Origin of the sequence: Bacillus sp. FSL R5-0709, from assembly GCF_038004785.1 — a bacterium.
Classification (GTDB): domain Bacteria; phylum Bacillota; class Bacilli; order Bacillales; family Bacillaceae_G; genus Bacillus_A; species Bacillus_A mycoides.
The window spans coordinates 531,606-554,424 of the sequence record NZ_JBBORT010000001.1 but is presented as its reverse complement, the minus strand read 5'-3'; the positions used below and the strand labels follow the sequence as shown (position 1 = coordinate 554,424).

Below are 22,819 nucleotides of genomic sequence, written 5' to 3'. Positions count from 1 at the left end.
CTTTTCCTATGTATGCTTATTTAATTGCACCTTTTGTTAATCCTTTTTGTAATTGCTTTTGCCCTAAAAATAGTAAAATCAACGTTGGAATGACGATAACCGTAACACCGGCCATTACACTGCCCCAATCAGTTGCAACTTCTTGAGATTGAAGCTGCTTTACACCAATTTGAACCGTTCTTACTTTTTCATCAGTGGTTACTAAGAGCGGCCACAAATACATATTCCACGTTGTTAAAAAGCTATATACTCCAAGCGTAATAAAACTCGTTTTACAATACGGAATTACAACACTGAATAAAAACCTTACATTTCCAATCCCTTCAATAAAAGCAGCTTCTTTCAGTTCATTCGGAAGTGTCATAAAATGTTGACGTAGTAAGAAAATACCGAAAGCTGTTGCAAAAAACGGCACCATCATCCCAGCAAAACTATTAATCCATCCGAAGTTTTGAATCGTTAAAAAGTTCGGTACCATCGTTGCTTCCCACGGAATAAGCATTGTTGAAATAAACAAGAAGAAAATTAAGTTTCTACCTTTAAACTGAAGAAAAACAAAAGCATAAGCTGCTAAACTGGATACGATAAGTTGTCCAAGCATAACAACTGTCGATACAATTAAACTGTTATATAAGTATGTAAAAAGAGGTACTTTTTGAAAAATATTAATGAAATTATCAAAAGTAAATTGAGTTGGAAATAACCTTCTCATTTGAATATCGTCTGGTGTCATAAAGCTTATTAAAAACGCATACAGTACAGGAAAAAACACCATTACTGCACTAATAATGAGCAGCATGTATAATAGGAAATTTTGTTTCCACTGTTTAACGATCATTTATAATGCACCTTTCTCTCAGCAAACTTAAATTGAATCAATGTAGCAATAAAAATGAAAATAAATAATACCATCGCTTGTGCACTTGCTGTTCCAAATTGATGATTTACAAATGCCTCTTTATAAATCGAGTACACAATTAAATTCGTTGCATCATTCGGTCCACCGTGCGTTAAAATATCAATTTGTCCAAAGCTTTGGAATGCACTAATTAACGTTACTGTCACGATAAAAAATAAAGTTGGTGATAGCATCGGTAATGTGACGCGGCGAAGCTTATGTAAATAACTAGCACCATCTATAGATGCACTCTCATATAAAGACGTATCAATATTTTGTAAACCACCTAATATAACTAAAAATGCAAATCCTGTATTCACCCAAACCGTTGTAACCGATACAGAAAACAGTGCCCAGTCCGGACTCGTTAACCATGCGATTGCCGGAAGATTCATAGAGGCTAATATATTATTAAATAACCCTACACTTGGATGAAATAAAAATAGCCAAATCACTGCACTAGCAGCTACTGATATTCCCATCGTTGAAGAAAACAGTACTCGGAATAACCCGATCCCTCTTACTTTTTCATTTGCAATTAATGCAAGAAATAAGGCGAATACAATACTAGTAGGCACTGTATATAAAACAAATAATAAAGTTGACTTTATACTTTTATAGAAAGCAGGATCCGAAAATAAATATTGATAATTTTCTAAGCCAACGAAAAGATTAGCTTCTCCGTGTATATCTGTTAAATAAAAGCTATAGTAGATCGTCCTAAACAATGGATAGAAAAGAAAAATTGAAAATAACAAAATAGATGGCGCCAAAAACAATAATCCTATTCTTAAATCTTTCGTTCTGCCCCATAAACTCTTCTTTTTTGACACTGTTGTTTGAACTGGTAACTTACCTACTTCAATCATTATTTCGCCACCACTTTCAACTCTTCTTCAGCCACCACTTTTAATCGTTCATTCGTATTTTGGTGAAAGAAGCATAGTTTTTCTTGCGAGAATAATAATTTTACTTTGTCACCTTTGTTCAGGAGTAACTGTCCGATGACTTTCGCACTCCAAGTTGTTCCATTTACCGCAAAGTTTAATATAGATTCATTCCCTAATACTTCTACAGATTGCAGCGTAACTTCTTGTCCTTCCTCAGACAATGCAATATGCTCAGGACGCATGCCGATTCGAATTATTCCTTCTGGTAATTGCTTTAACTGTCCAATAGATAATGGAATTTGCAATTGCCCTATATGTAATATGCCTTTTTCTTTATCCACTTCCCCATCATTTATATTCATAGAAGGAGAACCTATAAAACTTGCAACAAATTCGTTTGCTGGTTCGTTATATATATCAAGCGGTGTTCCAACTTGTTGTATACTTCCTTTATTTAAAACCATAATACGATCTCCCATAGTCATTGCTTCTATTTGATCGTGAGTAACGTAAATCATCGTAATTCCTAATCGTTGCTGAATTTCTCTAATTTCAATCCTCATCTGTGCACGTAATTTCGCATCTAAATTCGAAAGTGGTTCATCCATTAAACAAATCGGTGCTTGACTGACGATGGCCCTAGCAAGTGCAACACGCTGTCTTTGTCCACCTGATAGTTGCCCAGGCTTCATTTTGACATATTCCTTCAACCCTACCATCTCAACAGCTTCCATCAATCGTTTTTGTCGTTCTTCTTTCTGTACTTTTCTTACCTTAAGTCCAAATAAAATATTTTCTTCTACAGATAAATGTGGGTATAGCGCATAATTTTGAAATACCATTGATAGATTACGATCTTTTGGCTCTAAATCATTTGCAACATGTTCATTAATAATTAAATCTCCCGAAGAAATTTCTTCTAAACCAGCCAGCATTCGTAATAATGTACTTTTTCCACATCCCGAAGGTCCAACTAAAACAAAAAATTCTCCTCTTTTAATATGAACTGATACGTCTTTAACTGCTGTCTCTTCCGCATTTTTATATACCTTTGAAACATTTTTCAATTCAATCACAAGGTTGCACTCCTTTTTTCTTCTTGTATCCACACTTCATAATGACTCGTTGAAATTGCACTTGCTCCTGCACGAATTGCGATTTCTGCATCCTCTCGCGTTTGAATCAGCCCACCTGCAATAATAGGGAATTTTATTTCCTCCGCTAGCTGTTTAATAATAGAAGGCATAATGCCAGGCATAATCTCTACTGCATTCGGTTTAGTCGTTTTACAATTTTCAATTGATTTTGTAAGAGATAAAGTATCAACAATAAAAATGCGTTGAATCGTTTTCAATCCAATTTTATTGGCATTTCGAATTGTCGATCCCTTTGTCGAAATAATACCTTGTGCTCCGATAACATCTTGAATATATAAAAGTGCTTCCTCTGTGTTCGTATTTAAGCCTTGTATAAAATCACAATGAAGAAATACATCGTGTCCATGTTTCTGTAGTTCATATACACGCTCTGGTAACTCCAGCATTGAACCAGTCATAAGAAAAACTGTTTTCGGTAATTTTTTGTATGTTTTGTACCCTTCCCAATCCTTTATCATCGCAATATAAGGTTCTTTAAACATTTATTCCACCTAGCTTTTCTATTTTTATCCAAACTAAAAACACCTACTTACATAGAACACCTTTCTCCTTATTTGAACTCTAGGGAATAGAGCACACTTAAGAAAGCGGCACGTTATATGTAAGCGGGTGTTCTCAAATGTTCTCTACCCTAGTTATTTTGTTACCTTTACTATATTACGCATTTATTAAGTCAGTTTTGATAAATTGTTAATTAGATGTTAATCGAATGTTAATATTCACCATATTACTTTTACAATAATCTAGATATACGAATAAACCCCAACAGAACACAACAATGTTTAAAATTCAATCAATATGTAAATTCATTCCATAGTTAATGAGTTTTAGTTTTCTCGCCACTGCTTGCGAAGCAAAGTTATCCCAAGAAGTACTATAAAGCGGAATGCGCTTTTCCTCTTGTATTGATAGTGCCCAGGCTGTAACGACATCAGCACCATATCCATTCCCTTGAAACTCCACTAAAGTTTCCACACTTGCCTCAGCAGCTACGGGCGTACTTCTGGCACTGCAACATATAGAAACTACCTTTTCATTTTTTACAATTGCAAAATAAGGTCGCCTCCATTCCATCTGTTCTATTAGATTAGAAAAATTTTCTCGCAAAAGCTCTTTATTCTTCTCTGTTATTTGTATTGTTCTAGTTGGCTTATGTAAATTATTAGGAAACATGAAAGCAGGACCCACCCAAATATTCTCCACCGTTCTCTCTTCATTTAATACTTTAATGATCTTTGCTATCTCAATGTGATTTGAGCATTCTCGAATTAATTTCTCAATCTTACTTATCATTTCACCATGCAGTTTATAATGATACCTCGTTATATTGCCTTCACGAGTTCTGCTAAGAAAAAAACGTGGTGCTTTCAGATTTCCATTTTCATTTACACACTTTATTCTTCCTACTTGATTATGAACAAATAAAACTTCTGCCTGAATTGCTATTAACTCAAGTTCTGAAAATCGCATTTATACCCTCCTTAATTACTATTTTTAGCCTTCTCGATATAGCATCCATCCATTTTTTCAAAACAAAAATCCCATTTAAATACACATTACTGAATCCATCATACTAAAATGACTTCTTCATTCTGTCTATCTAAATGGGATTATTTCGTGCTTTTTATTTCTTCAGCTTGTTATTCCGCCAGTTGTGGTTGCGGCTGTACTACTTCATTCGCTCCAGCTATCCTCAACATATTCGCAATATCTTTAAAACCTCTTTTTTCAGCATATTGCAGCGGCGTAATATTTTCCTTATTGGCCATATTTACATCTGCCCCGTGGTCAATAAGCATTTGAATTACTTTCTTATGACTTTCACTACCATTTCCTAATACAATTACTTCTAATAAAGCTGTTCCACCACGTTCATTCTTATAATTCACATCAATATCTGTATGCTCTAATAATTCTTTAACAACCTCTACATGGCCACGCTCAGATGCAGAAATAAGTGCTGTTCCACCTGACTTAGTCGTTTCCTTCGTATTAACTCCTGCATTAATTAATACTTTTACAATATCCGTATATCCTTCTCTACTTGCATAAAGAAATGGATTACTTTGTTTTTCGTCTTGAATTTCAATATCAGCACCCGCATCAATTAATGCTTTAACTGTCTCTACATGATTTTGATACGTCGCTGCAAGGACAGGCGTTTCTCCGTTGTCACCTTCTACATTGATATTCGCTCCATCTTGGATCAGCTTCATAGCTGTTTCTGTGTCTCCAAGCGTCGCAGAAAGTAGCAACTGTTTGTCCATTAAATTTATACTTTTTTCTTCTTTAGATTCTTCCTGTTCTTTATGCTTTTCTTTTTTCTTTTCGTTTTTCACATGAACCGGTTTTGATTCTGGCTCCTCTTGCTTATCGCAAGCCACTACCGTCATTAAAAGTCCTAATAACATACATAATAAAATTTTTTGTTTTCTCACAACTACAGCTCCTATGAAAGATAATGTTTTCTTAACCATTCCTCCATCACATACAATAACTCTTCTTGAGTACATTTATCCATAAGCCCTTTAGATTCCTTCTTTAATCGGATTATCTTAAACTTATACTATGTTTCTCAACCTATTGGAATGATACGCCTGATGGCCTCATCATTAACATTATGAAGCAATTAGTTTAGCACGTTTTTACCGCATTTGTATATATTTCTAAAAAGTACATAAATGATTGCTTTAGGTTACTATATTCCATTGTAACCGTTCTTCTAAAATTTTTACACCTTTTCTATATTTGCACCTGAGTAATAATAGAAAAAGACAACTATATAGTTGTCTTTTTCTATTATTAATGATGCCCACCGTGATTCCCTGTTTTCGGTTTTCCCATCATCTCTTTATTCATTTCCCATTTATGCTCTGATAGCTCTTTATACGAAAGAACTTTCCCCTTATAGTTAGATACAAAACTCTCTGCATCTTTTTTATTTTTAAATGAAATGACATTATAAGCCATCGGTGTCGTTATTGTTTTATCATATACGTAAGTAGCATCTTCTAACGAAACCCAATCTTTCGAATCATAATCTCGAACAAATTTTTCTTTCGTCTTTTCACCTGAATTGATCTCCATCCATTTATACATGCAGCCAATATCATCAAATTTTAATGCTTTTCCACTCTCCAAAATAATTTCTGTTGTGAATTGATTATCCATTACCCCTATTTGACAAATATCACACTTATCGTTTTTCTCATCAACTGCAACAACTTCTATTTCCTTTTTTCCACACCCTACTATTGTAAATACGAAACATAAACATATAACAAGTACGACATATTTTATCCTCATCAATATTCCTCCCTAAAAACCGTTTACTCCACGAAAAGAATATCAAAAGGTTGTGTGAGATTTGTGAAAAAACAATGTTTTTTTTGTAATATATGGAACAAAAAAGAGATGTGCAGTTACTTCTACACATCTCTCATCATTCACAACCAGTAATTAATAAATCATCTTCTAACTTAACTAATAATGTGTCCGCATCAATGTTCTGTCCAACTTCTACATTTACTAATCTTATATTTCCACTGATGCCTACTGCGATTTTTTCAATCTCACCGTCATTTTTTCGGATCATCATTAATTTCTCCCATTCATATACGTAAGAGGATTCATTAATACAAATCTCTTCTACTATTCCTGTACATGAACTATAAATCTCTTCTATTCTTGTTTCCATTCAAAATCTACTCCCTACTTCACGCGCTTCTCTATTTCACCTTATTCTACCATTCTTGTATACAGGTATTTATCTTTTTAAAAATTCAAAATTACCTCATGAACAAAATGATCAAAATAAAGATTATGTTTCTAATGATGTTATTTCTTTAATTATTTACCATTCGAATTGAACCTTTTATTATAAATAAAAAACCTTTTATCTGAATTTTCGTTTTATATTGAAAGCGCAATCATTTTTTGAGGGGGAGATTACATGGTAGCATTACTTGGATTTGCAATGGTATTCGTCTTTATGTTTTTGATTATGACTAAACGTATGTCAGCCTTAGTAGCATTAATATTAATTCCAATTACTTTCGCATTAATTGGTGGCTTTTATGCCAATATGGGCCCGATGATGTTAGAAGGAATTCAAAAGCTAGCACCTACTGGTATTATGCTTATGTTCGCCATTTTATATTTCGGAATTATGATTGATAGCGGTTTATTCGATCCTGTTATTAGTAAAATTTTAAAATTTGTAAAAGGTGATCCTTTAAAAATTGTTGTTGGTACAGCTATTCTTACTATTATCGTTTCATTAGATGGTGACGGAACAACAACATATATGATTACAGTTTCCGCAATGTATCCACTATATAAACGTCTTGGAATGAATCCACTTATATTAGCTGGGGTTGTTATGTTAGGAGCAGGTGTGACAAATCTTACACCTTGGGGTGGACCAACTGCTCGGGTTATGAGTGCTCTTGGACTTGATGCCTCAGAACTCTTCACACCACTTATACCAGGAATGATTGCTGGTGCAATTTGGGTAGTTTTCGTTGCCTATTATCTTGGAAAAAAAGAAAGAAAACGTTTAGGAATTATGGATGTACAATATTTAAAACAAATGCAAACAATGGATGAGCAAGCTGCGACAGTTGAAGCTGAAATACATAAACGCCCGAAACTGCTATGGATTAACTTTTTATTAACTGCTTCCCTCCTCGTTTGTCTCATACTAGAGATTATGCCGTTACCTGTTTTATTTACAGTCGCTTTTGCTATTGCCGTTATGATTAACTATCCAAACTTAGAGCAACAGAAAGAACGTATTGCTTCTCATGCTGGAAACGTATTAGCGGTTGTTTCTCTCGTCTTTGCTGCTGGAATTTTCACAGGTATTCTATCTGGAACAAAAATGGTAGATGCGATGGCTCAAAGTGTTGTTACTCTTATACCAGATGCACTTGGCCCACAGCTTCCAATTATTACAGCTTTACTAAGTATGCCGTTCACATTTTTCATGTCTAATGATGCTTTTTACTTCGGCGTATTACCTATTTTAACGAAAGCTGCTGCCGCTTACGGAATTAGTGCCGCAGAAATGGGACGTGCTTCGTTACTCGGTCAACCTGTTCACTTACTGAGTCCCCTCGTTGCTTCCACTTATTTATTAGTCGGAATGGCCAAGGTTGATTTTGGTGAACACCAACGATTTACTTTACTTTGGGCTGTTGGAACAACAATGGTTATGTTGATTACTGGAATTGTAATTGGAATTATTCCAATATAAGATGCAACTAGGAAAAACAGTAGAGGAAATGTAATCCTCTACTGTTTTTATTGTTGTGAAAGTCCCCTATGAAGAAACGCGGAAATACCTTCTTTCTGGTCTCCCCACACTTCCATATATAAGCTCCGCATGCACTTTCTTTCCAGAGATCAAATACTCTAAATAGCGCCTCGCAGTTGATCGGCTTACACCTACCATTGAACTTAGCATCTCTGCAGTAATTCCCTCCTCATTAACAGCTAACATATGCTTTTTTATTTTTGCTAACGTTAAAGGATCGATTCCTTTTGGCGCATATTCTATTGGATTTGCCTGCACCCCTCTTTGGGACCATAGATGTTCAATCTGTTCTGAAGATAATTGAGCATTTTTCTTTAACTTCGTAATCTTCTTTTGATAACCTTCTAAACTTGTTTTAAACCGATCAAATGTAAGTGGCTTTACGATATAATCTGTTACCCCGCCTCGTAAAGCATGCCACACTACATCCGTCTCTGATGCGGCTGTAATCATAATAATATCTGTATCATGCAAATTATGCCTAATATATGTGACGAGTTCTGTCCCTTGCATGTCAGGTAAATATACATCTAATAAAACGAGTTGTGGCTTTACAAACTCTAGCCATTCTTTCGCCTGTTCCCCAGTCGTTGCTGTTCCAATTACTTTAAACCCCTCAATTTTTTCAGTAAAACGACGATGAATTTCCGCAATCCGAATATCATCTTCTACAATCAATACTTCAATCCCCTCATTCATTACAATTCGCCTCTCTCTTTCGGTAATGCAATGATAAATAAAGCACCACCTAAATCCCCTTTTTCAATCGCAATACTTCCATTTAAATCTTCCACTAACTCTTTCACTTTCGCTAATCCATATCCACGTTTTTCGCCCGCCTTCGTCGAAAAACCTTTATAGAATATGCTTGTAATTATTTCATCATGAACACCTTGTCCTGAATCTTCCACTTCAATTAATATTTCTTCGCCAATGTCTGTTACAAACATTCTTACTTTCTTATTATGCTCGTGATTTCTTTCAATTGCTTCAAATGCATTCGTAATCAAATTCCCTAAAATAGAAACAACGTAATTACTCTCAATATGCGGACTTAACTCTTCTAAACTACTTTCCCGATCTAACATAAAATCAATCTTCAACTCTCGCGCCCTATTATAAAATCCAATTAAAATCCCACCTAACCATGGATTTTGAATTCGTTTCATAATAAATTGAACGAACTCTTGATATACTGCCGTTTCCTTATGAATAAGCTCTAAAGCATCTTCATAAGACTCTAATTGAATAAGACCTGAAAGCGTATACAATAAATTGTTATATTCGTGTGTTTGCGCCCGTAATGCCTCTGTATATTGCCGTGTTTGAGATAATTCCGCTGTTAATTGATCCATCTCAGATTTCAAGCGCAAGCTGGATACTACACCAGTTACTTTATTATTAACTTTAATAGGTAGGCGATTGGCAATAACATCCTGCCCCTTTATATTTAATTGGCGATCAAATTGTTCTTCTCCAGTTTGAAGTACATCCAGTATCGATGAATTAGGAATAACATCTAAAATAAATTTCCCTATTATATTTTGTTGTTTATCTAAAGAAAGGATATCGTATGCCGCTTGATTTACTAAACTAACCATACCATTTTTATCGATTACTACAATTCCTTCACGTACAGATTGAATAACTGTACTATGCTCCTCGTATAAAGATGAAATTTCTTCTGGCTCCATTCCAAACATCATCCGCTTAATACTTTTAGCTAAATATACAGAGCCAATTATCCCAATTAACAGACCTGTTATTGTAATCCAAAACACACGCTTTCCATACACTTCTATCGCTCCATGAATATCATCCATTGAAAAACCGACAGATACTACACCAATAATTTCATTATCCTGATTACGAATCGGGACTTTTCCGCGTAGTGAAGGCCCTAATGATCCCGTTGCTTTCGAAACATAAGATTCCCCTTCTAATAGAACCCCTTCATTATCTCCGCCAACCATTCTCTCTCCTATTTTATCTCGCTTAGGATGCGCATAACGAATACCATCTTTATTTCCAACTACAATAAAATCAGCATCTGTTTCGATTCGAATTTTTTCTGCAATTGGCTGAATAATAGAAGCTGGATTTTCTTTTTGAAAAGCTTCCCCGATTTCCGGTATAGCAGCAACTGTTTTCGCAACATACAGCGCTCTTTTTCCGATTTGGTCTTCTACTGTTTCAGATAATATGTAGTAAAATAAATAACTCGTTAACAGCAGTACAACAAGAATAAGTGTACTAATAGTTAATGTAATTCTCGGTTGCAGTTTCAATTTCTTCAATTTCAAAATCATTCCCCTAACATCAATGAAGATAGAATTTAAAGAAAATACAGTCTTTTGTTTTCGTATTTAATCATAACACGATTACTATATATTTCTTCACTTTATCTCATTACCGTTGCCATAAAAAAGAAACGAAGTAAAATGATTACCTCGTTTCTTAACACTTGCCTCTTATACTTTAAACTTGCCAATCATCCCTTGTAATTCTTCCGCCATTTGCGATAGATGAACTGCTGCTGCATTTATTTCATCTACTGAAGCTAATTGCTCTTCAGAAGAGCCCGCGATATTTTGGACGCTTGCTGCGTTTTCTTCAATCGTTGCTGCAATTTCATTAATAGATGCACTTACTTGTTTTGCATCTACCGTCATTTGCTTCGCTACTTCTACCATACTATCAATTTGTACTACTGTATCATTTGTAGATTTCAATATTTCTACAAAGCTTTTCTTCGTTTCATTTGCAACTACAAGCCCTGATTGTACCTCTGTCCCAACTTGATTCATAGAGCTTACTGTTTCTTTTATATCAAATTGTATCTCTTTCACTAGCTTATCAATTTCCGTGGAAGATTGTCCCGATTGTTCTGCTAATTTCCGTACTTCATCGGCTACAATTGCAAAACCTCTTCCTTGTTCCCCAGCTCTTGCAGCCTCAATTGCAGCATTTAATGCTAATAAGTTTGTCTGCTCTGCAATATGTTGAATCACTTCAAGGATTGCTCCAATTTGTTTCGACTTATCATCTAATAAAACAATGACTTTATCTGACTTTGAAACAGACTCATGAATTAATTGCATTTGATTCACAGTTTGCTCAACTAACTTTCCACCATCTTCAGCTTTTTTCTTCGTATACATAGAGGCTGTAGATACTAATGAAGAACTATCTGCAACACGCTGAACTCCTTCTGTAACTTCTTCTAATAATGTTGCTCCTTCTTCAACTTCTCTCGTTTGTATTTCAGCCCCACTCGATACTTGCTCTATCGCCTGTGTAATTTGTTCCGTTGCTTCACTTGTCTGCTTCATGCTAGCTGTTAATTCTTCTGAAGATGCTGCTACATGACTTGCTGAAATATTTATATTTGAAATGACATTATGTAATGATAATGCCATCTCGTTAAAGCTTTCTCCTAACTGCCCAATTTCATCTTTAGAATGAACTGTAATTGATTCTGTTAAATCACCTTCACTAATTTTTTTCGATGATATTACAAGTTGTTTTAACGGTTTAATAATAGAAGCAATTATAAAGTAAATTAAAACCCCGCCGATCATTAATGAAATACCAATAACAGTTATCGTTTTATAGAAAATAGGCTCCGCCGCTTGAATAATTTCTTTTGAAGGCATAATTCCTGCTATTTTCCATCCAGTTTTCTTACTCGTTTTAAAAGTAATATTACGATCTTCACCATCTAATGAATAATGAAAATCACCAGCTTCCTGTTTATAAAATTCCTTACTAAGTTTCTCTTCTAATTTCTCTCCTGGCTTCAGTGTCGGGTGTGCGACTACATTTTTATCTTGATCAAATATCGCTACATACCCTTCCTTACCGATATTAACCATCTTAGAAGTAGTTACAATATCATTGATAATTAAGTCAATCCCGAGAACACCACTTTTATCTTCGTTTTGTTTTGCTAGTGTAATAACAATATTCCCTGTCGTTTTTGACTTATATGGAGCAGTTACAATCACTTCTCCGCTTTTTTTCACTGCCTCTTTATACCAATCTCTTTCTGTAGGATTATATCCTTCGGGCATTTGAATAGCTGGTGATTGAATAAATTGTCCATTACTAGATCCTGTATAGATCGCTTCCATTTCTGGATGTAATTTATTATATTCTTCTAGTTTATTTTGGATGTTTTGAATTTGATCCGCTTGGTAACTTGATTGTGTAAATAATTTCGTAAAATAAGTTGCATCTACTTTTTTACTATCCAATTCCTTATTAATTACATTATCCAAAATTTTTATATTATCTTTCGCCGATTTTAAAATCGTTTCATTAAAATTTGTTTTCGCCTGCTGATAAGATGTCCAACCAATTACAATACTTGGAAGAATTAAAATAATAATAAATGACACAAGTAACTTTGTTTTTAAACTACTACTCCTTAATTTCCTTTGAAACATATTCCTACCCCTTCATACCGTTTTACATGCAATAACTTACGATTAATCTATTTATAAAAATTATAAGATATAAATACGTTAATGAGACTCTTTATTTCTCTTTACTCATCTTTCTAAATTTAAAAGATTATTGCATACATACTTCATTCTATAAAAATTTAATAATTAAAACAATGTATAAAAATGTATATTATTCGAAATATTATAATTCACAGAAGAACCTCTAGTATCCCACTTACTAGAGGTTCTTTCCATCTTACTATTCTTTAGTTTTTTCTACTTCTTTTTCCTTATCTTCTACTACAGATACAACAGGTTTATCATTTGCTAATTGTTGTACTGCCCCTTTTCCTGCAAACCCTTCTAATAACTCTTTTAAATCAATACCAGAAGAAGCTTTTAGTGTTTCTTGCATTGTTGCCATTAAATCAGTCGCATAGCCTGCAACCTTCCCGGCACCGCTATTCTTACCACCGCCGCCTGTATCAACAACTGTAATTTTATCAATATTGCTAAGTGGACTTGCAATTTCTTTCGCATAACTTGGAAGCATTTTAAGAACCATATCCATAATTGCCGCTTGACCATATAGTTCAAATGCCTCTGCAATTTTTTGTTTCGCTTCCGCTTCTGCTAAACCTTTTAATCTGATAACATCTGCTTCTGCTGTACCTTGCGCTTTTTGTACTTCCGCTTTCGCTTGACCTTGCGCTTTTTCAATTTCTGCTTTTGCTAAACCTTCTACACGTACTTCTTCTGCACGTGCTCTTGCTTCTGCTTCAATTTTATATTGATCCGCATCTGCTTTTTTCATTTGTTTTACTTTTTCCGCTTCGGCTGATTGTTCAACAGCATAGCGATCTGCATCTGCCTTTTTCTTTACTTCTGCATCGTATTGCTTTTCACGACGCGCAATCTCTTTTTCTTCTAACTCAATTTGCTTTTCACGCTCAATGATTTTAACTCGCATTTGCTCTTCTGTAACACCTTGTTGCGCTTTCGCTTGTTGTAATTCGTAAGAAAGATCTGCATCTGCACGAGCTTGTTCCTGGTCTCTCTTATAAGATTGTACTTTTAATTCCTTATGTTTTTCAGCTTCAGCGATTTGTGCATCACGCTGGTACTCTGCTTCTTTCGCTTCTTTCTCAGCACGAGCTTTTTCAATTCGTGCCTCTTTTTCACGCTCTGCATTCGCAACTGTTGCATCACGCTTAACCATTGCAATTTGCGGCTGACCAAGTGCATCTAGGTAGCCGTTTTTATCCATTATTTCTTTAATTGTAAAGGAAACGATACGAAGACCCATCTTCTTCAGATCAGTAGAAGCTACTTCATGTACCTTTTGTGCGAATTGCTCTCTATTACTATACGCATCTTCTACTGTCATAGAAGATAAAATAGCACGTAAATGCCCTTCTAAAACTTCTTTTGCTTCTATTTTCAACTCTTCTGTTTCTTTTCCTAAATATTGTTCAGCCGCTGTAGAAACTTCTTCAATTGTCGATCCTACTTTAATAATAGAAACACCGTTTACTGTAATCGGTACACCCTGCTTCGTATACGTATCACGTGTACCAACTTCTAATTTGTAGTTTAGTAAGCTAAGAGGTTCTCCCCTTTGCATAATTGGAACTACGAAAGTACCGCCACCGCGAATAATCTTAATCTTCTTTCCGTCATCAGTGATAACAACATTCTTTCCACCACCAAGCCAGTTCCCTGTCACAATTAATGCTTCATCTGGGCCAACTGTTCGATACTTCGTAATGAATACTAAAATAAGTAGAATTAAAATTGCGAGTAAAACTCCACCGATAATTAATGGAATCGTCATGTAAATTCCCCCTTATAATTTTGGTTTTTTTAAAGAATAAGCGATGTTCTGTACAAGTAAAACACCATCTTGAACTCCCTCAATAATGACCTCGGTTCCTTGTGAAATATCTTTCTTTCCAATTGTTTTCGCTGGTATTGCATTACTTCCAAATGGAGAGGAGATTAACACTTCTCCAAATCCTTCTGTAGGAATTGTCGTAATGACTTCTCCCTTGCGACCAATGAATTCATCCATACGTTGCACCGTATTTTGTTCTGCTTCTGCAATCGGTTTTAAAATTAATATTTTCATTATGAAAACACCGATAAAAGATATAGCAAATGAACCAGCAAAAATAATAGTACTATTAAAGGAAAATAAATATTCTCCTATATAACTAAGTCCACATAACATGGCGAAGAAACTAAGTAGTAAAGTAACAACGGATACAGATCCGCCCCCAAAACTAAATATTGATTCAAATATATCTCCAAAGAAAATATAAATAACAGTGAGTATAGTAGCAATAATAAATCCATATAAATAAATTGTTTCAAGTGGATAACCAAACAAGACCATTTCTTATCCCCCTTTCTTAAACAATCCCTTTTTTTGTTATATGTATGCCCCACCTCTTTCAAAGATTATCGTTCTTAATTTTCAGTTATTTATCTTTTAAAGAAAAGCCTGTAAGACAGGCCTCTAAAAAAGAACAGGAGAAACCTATTGTGACAGGCTCCTCCTAGTAAATAACCGATATATTGTATATCTATATAATATACTATTTTCCACAAAAAGTAAAGTTAAACATACATTGGAAAAGCACTTATTTTACTGATAATGCGTACGCTCCATCGCCATTATCATATTTATATACATACAAGTAATACTTACCTGGTTTTGCATTAAATTTTGCTTCTATATGATTTCCATTAGCTTGACCGTAAGCTGCGTAATTTTGCATATTTGATTCATGGTGAAGTACCCATGTCATCCCGATTCCATGCTCATTTAAAACAGAAATATCGATATCTTTCGCTGATGCCACATTAAATGTATAAACATCGGTGTGATCCCCGCCGATAAGGCTACCTTTTATAGTAGTATTTAGCCCGATACGATTTGCTTCCTCTGGACGATTATTTGGTTCTGATTCTGTTAAACTTCCATCTGTAATCGTAACAGTTGTTTCATTTCTACTCTCTTTACCTTTATCGTCTTTTACTCTTAAGGCTACTTTATAAGTTCCTTCTCTTTCATATGCATGTACTGGATTAACTTCTGTACTTGTACTTCCATCCCCGAAGTCCCATAAATAAGAAACGATTTTTCCATCTTCATCGTTTGACCCATCACTTTTGAATTGAATTCCTTCTTTTACAAGCCCGTTATAAGGTCCGTTTACATTAACCGTCGGGGCTTTATTTTCTCCGTCATCTTTTGCGATACCGTGGAAGACTACATCATATTCAAATTGATTAGAGCTATTCACACGGTAATTGACGAAATATGCTGTAACAGTTTTGTAGCCACTCCATTCTTTTTGCGCCAATTGTTCTAAAGCTTCATTTACTCTTTTACTCATTGCTTTCCAGTCTTCTGACTCACCTTTTGTTACACTACCTGTAAACGTACCTTCTAATGTAAATGTATTAAAGAATTGAGATGTATGCTTTGTCATTTTTGTATCTTTCATAGACAACGTTTCACTAATTTCTTTCTTCACTTCTGTTAGTGCTTTTGGTGCATGTTCAGCTAAATAATCATCTGCTACTTCCGGCACATTGTACTTATCTTGATTATCAATTAACTGCTGCATATACTCTTGATACTCTTTATTTAACTTAGAATCTTTACTTAAAGTCTCACGATACGTATCATAATTTCCCACATCATTCGCACGAATTAAATCTTGAATTTTATCAAACGTTTCAAATTGATGAGTATATAAGTAAGACTGCAATGCGAACGAGTAGTTATAGAAATCCCAAGAACCATATTTAGCAAATAGTGTACGCTCTGCTGTATAACGGCTTGCAGGATCAGATGATAATCCACTAATGATGCTCTTTCTTGGTACAACGTTATTTGTACGAGTAGATCCTGCGAAAAATTCTGCATTCCCTTCTTGGAACCAAGTTAATCTTTCATTTTGATACATATCTCCTCTTCCAAATAAACCGGGAACTTCATATCTCCCTTGAAGATAATGAGTAAACTCATGACGGAATAACTCTTCTAAACTATAAATACTTTGCTCTGGCGTACGCTCATATGTAAAGAATGTCCCTGTCTCTTCAATATAAATTCCACCGTTGTTTGTTTCATATCCATACAATTGTCTATTTAACTGGTATTCGTCTGGAGTATTATAGATTACTATCGTTAATACGTCGTCTGCATTACCTTGTTCTAAAGCTTTGTCATTTCCGATCACACGGTGATATTGCGCTTTTACTTCCTTCGCAGCCCAATATAATCTCTTAATTTTTTCTTCTGACACTTTATCCCCAGTTTTAAATACAATAGATCCATCATCGAATGTATACGTTTTTGGTAAGTATTGCTCTTTTCCTTCTTTACGTATCTTCTCTAAATCTACCGTATTCCCGCTATAATCTTTCCCATTATAGTTTGTTGTAATTTGTTCTACTGCAACAAAATACGACTCACTTAAACGCGGGTACATATGCATTGCTTGTGTAACAACCTCTAATCCTTTATTTGGATTACTATGAAACTTACCTAAACGACTAGCAAAATAAATTCCATTATTAACGAGCCACTTATTTTCTGGCGTTACTTCATTTAAAAGAGCAATACGATTTATTTCATTAATAAACCCATCTACTTTTCCATACCACATCGTTTCATTCGCTTCTTTACGAGCCTCATTTAAGTAAGACTGTATATCATAATCAATGCCTTGCATCATATCGTATACAGCTTGTCCCTTCATACGATCGTCTACATATGCATTAAAATTATCATTATATTGTTTTAAAATATTCGATGCGTATTGCACCGTTTCAACATCACTTGATGCATTACTAATTAATTTTCCGTATGCAGATACGACTGTATCTTGCTCATTTGTTCCAAGCTTAAAGTTGGGATTTTTCGCAATAGCTTTTAACGCTGGTAAACATTTGTCCTGGAAGCTTCTTTCATTTAAGTCGCTTAATTCATTATTATAAAATGCAAGATAAAAAGCTGAACGTAACACTTCAGTAAACGTTTGAATTCCTTTTGAATCATCTTTCGTAAATGTACTACCTCTATGAGCTAATTCGTCTATAATTACTTGCATTTTTCCGTTATCTTTATAAAAGGCTTTTGCATCTTCATTAAACTGGAATAAGTCTGTAATTTGGTGCCACTTAATACTGCCTAACGTTTCAATTAATTCTTGATCATTCATTTTGTTTAAATCAGCCATTGAATAGCTTTCTTTAGCTTGCTTTACTGCCGAGTTCTTCGTAATAGATGCTGGTCGCTGTGAAAAATCTCCTACTTTTAAACGTTCTTGAAATGATAGTGTTTCCTCGGCTTTAGAAGCGTGTCCGATCTCATCTACTGGTTTTTCAATTCCAACTGGTTTCGAATGCAATACATTATACGGTACCTTTTCTTCTGCTGATACATTCGTTTGAATTGCTCCGAGCGATAGCGCCATTGTACTAATACTAAGCAACACTTTATTGATCTTTGATTGCTTGTTCATATTATTGCCCCCTATTTATATATTCCATTCAAGAAATTAACATATTATCTAGATGAAATGATATAAAATGCAATATTTCATATTATTTCTTCATACATTTTGAACATATAGTGAACGAAAGAGACTTACAGTTTCCGCTACAGTTGCTCCATTATTTAAGCAATCGAAACATCCTCGTATTAATATCCTTCCCCTATTCAAAAAGCCCTTATCATAAGCATATTTCAACATGAAATTGCTATAATAAGGTCTTCTCAAAAACTCATATAATCATTTTGTATAATAATAAGATAAAACGTTATTTATTTCTTAAATAATCTCTTTCTAAATACAAACATACTTAATGCTGAAAGAACAAGTGCTAATCCAGAAAGTAAGGTCGGTGTGTTAGCTTGACCACCAGTTGCTGCTAAAGACTTCTGATTTTCCTCTTGCTTATTAGCATGTTGTTTATTTGAATCTTTTTCTTTCGCACTCTCTTGTCCTACCACTTTTACTGGACCAACTTGATTATTCCCTTTTGGCTCTTGATCCAATCCAGTTGCTGATTCTTTTACCTCTTCTTTTGTACCTGCAACTTCTTTCGCCGGCTCTTTTACTTCTTCTTTTGTACCTGCAACTTCTTTTATCGGCTCTTTTACTTCTTCTTTTGTTTCTTCAATTTCTTTTACCGGCTCTTTTACCTCTTCTTTTGTACCTGCAACTTCTTTCGCCGGCTCTTTTACTTCTTCTTTTGATTCTTCAATTTCTTTTCCCGGCTCTTTTACCTCTTCTTTTGTACCTGCAACTTCTTTCGCCGGCTCTTTTACTTCTTCTTTTGTTTCTTCAACTTCTTTTATCGGCTCTTTTACTTCTTCTTTTGTTTCTTCAATTTCTTTTACCGGCTCTTTTACTTCTTCTTTTGTTTCCTCAACTTCTTTTGTTGGTTCTGTCACTTCTTCTTTTTCAACTATATTCTGGATAACTGTTCCATTAAAGCTTATACTAGTTTCATCCGAATCTAAATCAAATTTATATACCTTTTCACCTGGAGTACTCCATTTCATTACTCCGTTATTAAACGTTCCACCCTCACTTGTTAGTTTAATATTCTCAATAGTTTCTCCTTCTAAGTCATATACTGGAACTTGAATTTCTTCATTTACTTTCGCTTCATTTAAAATGATTTTTTGTCTTCCGGCATCAATTGAAAACCATTGACCTAATTGTATTAACGGCCTTACATCACGAATCTCATTTCCAGCTAATTTTAAACTGAGTAGGTCTAACATTGAACCAAGAACTGATACATCTTTAATATGATTATCCGCAAGGTTTAACCACTGTAAATTTTCCAGTGAAGATAACGGCGTTATATCTTCAATTTTATTATGAGATACATTCACGTCTTTCAATTGTTTCAAGTTTGAAATGAACTCAATATTTTTCAACCCTACTCCTTCTAAAGTGAGGTTTTCTAAGTTCGTCATGTATTCTAAACCAGTTAGATCTTTTATCTCTTTTCCTTTTTCTTTAAGTATCTCTAATGTTTTAATCTGTAATAAATCTTCTTTTGTTATAGGGGCATTTAGATTCTCTCTACCAAAATTCTTTTTATTAATATGTTGTTGTAAATTTTTATCAAGAATTACATTTTTACTTTCTGTTTGTTTTTCAACTATACTTTGTATAACCGTCCCATTAAATCTTATTTTACTTTCAGCAGGATTCGTATCTAGTTTAAATTCATATATTTTTTCTCCAGGACTATTCCATTTTATAAATCCGTTACTCAGCGTAGCCCCCTCACTTTTCAATTTAATATTTTGAAGTGGCTCTCCTTTAAAATTGTATACTGGAATTTTTATTTCTTCATCTACGCTTGCTTCATCTAAAAAGATTTTTTGTCTTTGAATATCTATTGAAGTTCGCTTACCCAATTCCTCAACAGACTTTATGTCAGAAATTTCATTCGCTCCAAGATTTATCTCATGTAAATTTGTTAAATTACTCAGTGGCGATATATCAGAGATATAATTCTCTTCTAAATTCAATACTTGTATTTTTACTAATTTAGATAATGATGATATATCTTTTATTTCACTATCAGCAATTTCTAGTTCAATAAGATTACTCATTTTACTAATAGGCTCAATATCACTAATTTTATTATTTCCTATCCATAATAGATTCACATTCTTTAACTTCTCAATACCCGAAAGATTACTAATTTGATTATTTGCTAAGTATACTTCTTCTAACGATAACACTGTAAATAATGGTGTAAGATCCTTTATATTATTACCAATTAAATCTAATATTTTAATCTTTTTCATTTGACTTAACGGTGTAAGATCTGCAATTTTGTTATCTCTTAAAAAGAGCATGTCAAGATTCTCTAGCTTAGAAACGGGTTGAATGCTTTCAATTGGACTAGAGGATAAATCTAAATATTTCAAATGTCTCAATCCCGAGATAACAGATATGTCTGTTACATTAGACTCTCTTAATGTCAACTTCTCTAAGTTTGTCATATATTCTAAACCAGCTATTTCATTTATCCCCTCACCTGAGTATATGGATAATGTTTTAATTTGTAATAAATCTTCCTTCGTTATAGGTTCATTTATATTTTTTCTCTCTAAGTTATATTTATTAATATGCATTTGCAATTGCTTATCTACTATTACATTTCCATCTTGTTGATCCACTGTATCCTCTTTATTTTCCTTTTGATCTTTTGGAACATTGTTTTCTAGATTTAACGCATTTACTTCAAACTGCACCTGGTACTTATTATCATAGGCCATTGTCGGAATATAAATATGCATTTGCATATTATATCTTTTTCCTAATTCTCCAACTTCAAATTGAATAACCTTCGTCCCATTTTTCTTTTTATCCTCTGATATGACTTTTACATCATGGAATACACCAGGAGTATCAATATCCTCTGTTTTCAAGTATTCGAAGAAATCACTATCACTTAACGTTGCCGTTACAATTTTCTTCCCATTCTCAATAGTTAATTTAGGATCTTTTATATAAACAGCTGCCATAGACTCTTCATTCGTTTTATCTTTATACGCTTTAATAACAGCATCATATGTACCATCTTCTAAAGCATGTCCAGTTTTGTTCGCCTCAATTGCTACAGCTGCTAAAGCAGACGTTGAATACGTAGCAAATGGAAGTGATAACGCCGCAGCGATAATCATCGCATTTATATGTTTTCTTTTAGTTTTTTTCAACTTTACATCTCCTCCAAAATATATAAATCGAAATGTAATCATTTCTCGAATAAATGATAATGATTTTCATTATCATTGTCAACTAAAAAAATAAAAAGTTTACAAAAAAATAACCCCTTTACAAGGGGTTATGCCATTTTTTCTCCTGATTCTTCTTTAAAAAAGCTCTTCATCGCATGAAATACATCTGCTTTTTGCTTTAAAATATAATATCTGAAATTCTCGTCTTTAATATTTTTATATGCTGACATAAGCGTACTGTGGCGGTTGTACTGATTCACTTCCCCATACCCAAACATATTACATTTTTTCATCAACTCTTCCACAAGCTTTACGCATCTAGCATTATCCGAAGTTAAATTATCACCGTCTGAAAAATGGAATGGATAAATATTATAACGGTCTGGTGAATATTTATTATCGATTAACTCAAGTGCTTTTTTGTATACGGAAGAACAGATCGTTCCACCACTTTCCCCTTTTGAGAAAAACTCTTCTTCTGTGACGACCTTCGCTTCCGTATGGTGAGCAATAAACTCAATGTCTACGGTTTCATACTTTGTGCGTAAAAATCTTGTCATCCAGAAAAAGAAGCTACGTGCCATATACTTCTCCCATATCCCCATCGATCCACTCGTATCCATCATCGCTAATACAACAGCTTTTGAATCTGGCTTTAACACTTCATTCCAAGTACGGAACTTTAAATCTTCTTGGTGAATTGGATGGAAAGATGCTTTACCACGCATTGCATTTCGTTTATATGCAGATATCATCGTCCGTTTCTTATCAATATTTCCCCATAATCCTGTTTTTCTAATATCATTAAATTCAATATGTTCAATCCGGTTTTCATCCATTTCTTTTCTCTTTAAATTAGGCAGCTCTAACTCTTTGAAAAACGCTTGCTCCAATTCTAAAATTGAGACTTCTGCTTCATAATAATCTTCTCCAGCTGCATCTCCTGCCCCTTGCCCTTTTCCTGGTCCCTTCTGCTTTTGACCACCTGATCCATCTCTTGCAACAACATCACCAACTTTGCTGTCACCGTTTCCTTGCCCAACGTGTTTGTTTTTATCATAATTGTATCTAATCTTATATTCATCTAAAGAACGAATCGGTATTTTCACAACATCCTTGCCATTAGACATAACTATACTTTCTTCTGTTACAAGGTCTGGTAAATTATTTTTGATTGCCTCCTGCACTTTTTCTTGATGGCGTTGTTGGTCGTCATATCCTTTGCGATGGAGGGACCAGTTTTCCTGTGAAATCGTGTAATTTGGTTGGTTTTCTTCGCTCATTCCTTTCCCTCCTTACTGTAATTGTCTTCCCCTAT

Annotated in this window: 17 protein-coding genes and 1 pseudogene; 1 reads left to right on the top strand and 17 read right to left on the bottom strand. The window is 34.2% G+C overall.

What is annotated here, in order from left to right:
* Positions 1-16 precede the first annotated feature (16 nt).
* The 8 genes from MKX37_RS02860 to MKX37_RS02825 all read right to left on the bottom strand — a co-directional run bounded on the left by MKX37_RS02860 (position 17) and on the right by MKX37_RS02825 (position 6,642).
* Entirely contained in the window at positions 17-838 is an 822-nt protein-coding gene (locus MKX37_RS02860) for a carbohydrate ABC transporter permease (protein ID WP_078422300.1), read from the bottom strand.
* A complete protein-coding gene (locus MKX37_RS02855) occupies positions 835-1,767 on the bottom strand; it encodes a carbohydrate ABC transporter permease (protein WP_002125116.1) in 933 nt (310 codons plus the stop codon). The genes MKX37_RS02860 and MKX37_RS02855 overlap by 4 nt, the downstream gene beginning before the upstream one ends.
* Positions 1,767-2,864: an ABC transporter ATP-binding protein gene (locus MKX37_RS02850; RefSeq protein WP_002169198.1), complete on the bottom strand. Its 1,098-nt coding sequence runs from the start codon at positions 2,862-2,864 to the stop codon at positions 1,767-1,769. The genes MKX37_RS02855 and MKX37_RS02850 overlap by 1 nt, the downstream gene beginning before the upstream one ends.
* Entirely contained in the window at positions 2,861-3,427 is a 567-nt protein-coding gene (locus tag MKX37_RS02845; protein ID WP_002169199.1) for a glycerol-3-phosphate responsive antiterminator, read from the bottom strand. Before MKX37_RS02845 ends, MKX37_RS02850 begins: the two co-directional genes overlap by 4 nt.
* Before the next feature lie 307 nt (positions 3,428-3,734).
* Complete coding sequence (locus tag MKX37_RS02840) at positions 3,735-4,415, bottom strand: GNAT family N-acetyltransferase (protein WP_002125110.1); 681 nt, start codon at positions 4,413-4,415, stop codon at positions 3,735-3,737.
* A gap of 170 nt (positions 4,416-4,585) precedes the next feature.
* Entirely contained in the window at positions 4,586-5,458 is an 873-nt protein-coding gene (locus MKX37_RS02835) for an ankyrin repeat domain-containing protein (RefSeq protein ID WP_002125108.1), read from the bottom strand.
* A 289-nt stretch (positions 5,459-5,747) separates the two neighbouring features.
* Positions 5,748-6,251, bottom strand: coding sequence for a nitrous oxide reductase accessory protein NosL (locus MKX37_RS02830; RefSeq protein WP_002125106.1), 504 nt, complete (start codon positions 6,249-6,251; stop codon positions 5,748-5,750).
* Between the two features lie 136 nt (positions 6,252-6,387).
* Positions 6,388-6,642, bottom strand: a complete 255-nt coding sequence (locus MKX37_RS02825) for a hypothetical protein (RefSeq protein WP_002169200.1) — start codon at positions 6,640-6,642, stop codon at positions 6,388-6,390.
* A 255-nt stretch (positions 6,643-6,897) separates the two neighbouring features.
* Here MKX37_RS02825 and MKX37_RS02820 point away from each other — a divergent pair, with 255 nt between their 5' ends.
* Positions 6,898-8,202: a CitMHS family transporter gene (locus MKX37_RS02820; protein WP_002091080.1), complete on the top strand. Its 1,305-nt coding sequence runs from the start codon at positions 6,898-6,900 to the stop codon at positions 8,200-8,202.
* A 66-nt stretch (positions 8,203-8,268) separates the two neighbouring features.
* Here the strand turns inward: MKX37_RS02820 and MKX37_RS02815 are convergent, their stop codons facing one another.
* From MKX37_RS02815 to yhbH, 9 genes and pseudogenes are all read right to left on the bottom strand, one after another.
* Positions 8,269-8,961, bottom strand: a complete 693-nt coding sequence (locus tag MKX37_RS02815; protein WP_002169202.1) for a response regulator — start codon at positions 8,959-8,961, stop codon at positions 8,269-8,271.
* Positions 8,961-10,571: an ATP-binding protein gene (locus MKX37_RS02810; RefSeq protein ID WP_003187227.1), complete on the bottom strand. Its 1,611-nt coding sequence runs from the start codon at positions 10,569-10,571 to the stop codon at positions 8,961-8,963. The genes MKX37_RS02815 and MKX37_RS02810 overlap by 1 nt, the downstream gene beginning before the upstream one ends.
* Before the next feature lie 162 nt (positions 10,572-10,733).
* Entirely contained in the window at positions 10,734-11,594 is an 861-nt protein-coding gene (locus MKX37_RS27385; RefSeq protein WP_372361859.1) for a methyl-accepting chemotaxis protein, read from the bottom strand.
* 81 nt (positions 11,595-11,675) lie between these two features.
* Positions 11,676-12,710, bottom strand: a pseudogene (locus MKX37_RS27380) (HAMP domain-containing protein); the annotation flags it as partial.
* Positions 12,711-12,969: 259 nt separating this feature from the next.
* A complete protein-coding gene (locus MKX37_RS02800; protein ID WP_002169205.1) occupies positions 12,970-14,544 on the bottom strand; it encodes a flotillin family protein in 1,575 nt (524 codons plus the stop codon).
* Positions 14,545-14,556: 12 nt separating this feature from the next.
* Positions 14,557-15,105 (bottom strand): NfeD family protein, encoded by a 549-nt coding sequence (locus MKX37_RS02795; protein ID WP_002134284.1) that lies wholly within the window; start codon positions 15,103-15,105, stop codon positions 14,557-14,559.
* Positions 15,106-15,352: 247 nt separating this feature from the next.
* A complete protein-coding gene (gene colA, locus MKX37_RS02790) occupies positions 15,353-18,250 on the bottom strand; it encodes a collagenase ColA (RefSeq protein WP_002169206.1) in 2,898 nt (965 codons plus the stop codon).
* Between the two features lie 302 nt (positions 18,251-18,552).
* Positions 18,553-21,480, bottom strand: coding sequence for a leucine-rich repeat domain-containing protein (locus MKX37_RS02785; RefSeq protein WP_341088729.1), 2,928 nt, complete (start codon positions 21,478-21,480; stop codon positions 18,553-18,555).
* Between the two features lie 128 nt (positions 21,481-21,608).
* Positions 21,609-22,784, bottom strand: a complete 1,176-nt coding sequence (gene yhbH, locus MKX37_RS02780; protein WP_002010376.1) for a sporulation protein YhbH — start codon at positions 22,782-22,784, stop codon at positions 21,609-21,611.
* Between the last annotated feature and the right edge of the window lie 35 nt (positions 22,785-22,819).

Coding starts and splice junctions, on each gene's coding strand:
- colA (WP_002169206.1), bottom strand. CDS start 18,250: ATGAACAAGCAATCAAAGATCAATAAAGTGTTGCTTAGTATTAGTACA.
- MKX37_RS02825 (WP_002169200.1), bottom strand. CDS start 6,642: ATGGAAACAAGAATAGAAGAGATTTATAGTTCATGTACAGGAATAGTA.
- MKX37_RS02860 (WP_078422300.1), bottom strand. CDS start 838: ATGATCGTTAAACAGTGGAAACAAAATTTCCTATTATACATGCTGCTC.
- MKX37_RS02835 (WP_002125108.1), bottom strand. CDS start 5,458: ATGTACTCAAGAAGAGTTATTGTATGTGATGGAGGAATGGTTAAGAAA.
- MKX37_RS02800 (WP_002169205.1), bottom strand. CDS start 14,544: ATGACGATTCCATTAATTATCGGTGGAGTTTTACTCGCAATTTTAATT.
- MKX37_RS27385 (WP_372361859.1), bottom strand. CDS start 11,594: ATGAAGCAGACAAGTGAAGCAACGGAACAAATTACACAGGCGATAGAG.
- MKX37_RS02855 (WP_002125116.1), bottom strand. CDS start 1,767: ATGATTGAAGTAGGTAAGTTACCAGTTCAAACAACAGTGTCAAAAAAG.
- MKX37_RS02810 (WP_003187227.1), bottom strand. CDS start 10,571: ATGATTTTGAAATTGAAGAAATTGAAACTGCAACCGAGAATTACATTA.
- MKX37_RS02830 (WP_002125106.1), bottom strand. CDS start 6,251: ATGAGGATAAAATATGTCGTACTTGTTATATGTTTATGTTTCGTATTT.
- MKX37_RS02815 (WP_002169202.1), bottom strand. CDS start 8,961: ATGAATGAGGGGATTGAAGTATTGATTGTAGAAGATGATATTCGGATT.
- MKX37_RS02795 (WP_002134284.1), bottom strand. CDS start 15,105: ATGGTCTTGTTTGGTTATCCACTTGAAACAATTTATTTATATGGATTT.
- yhbH (WP_002010376.1), bottom strand. CDS start 22,784: ATGAGCGAAGAAAACCAACCAAATTACACGATTTCACAGGAAAACTGG.
- MKX37_RS02820 (WP_002091080.1), top strand. CDS start 6,898: ATGGTAGCATTACTTGGATTTGCAATGGTATTCGTCTTTATGTTTTTG.
- MKX37_RS02840 (WP_002125110.1), bottom strand. CDS start 4,415: ATGCGATTTTCAGAACTTGAGTTAATAGCAATTCAGGCAGAAGTTTTA.
- MKX37_RS02845 (WP_002169199.1), bottom strand. CDS start 3,427: ATGTTTAAAGAACCTTATATTGCGATGATAAAGGATTGGGAAGGGTAC.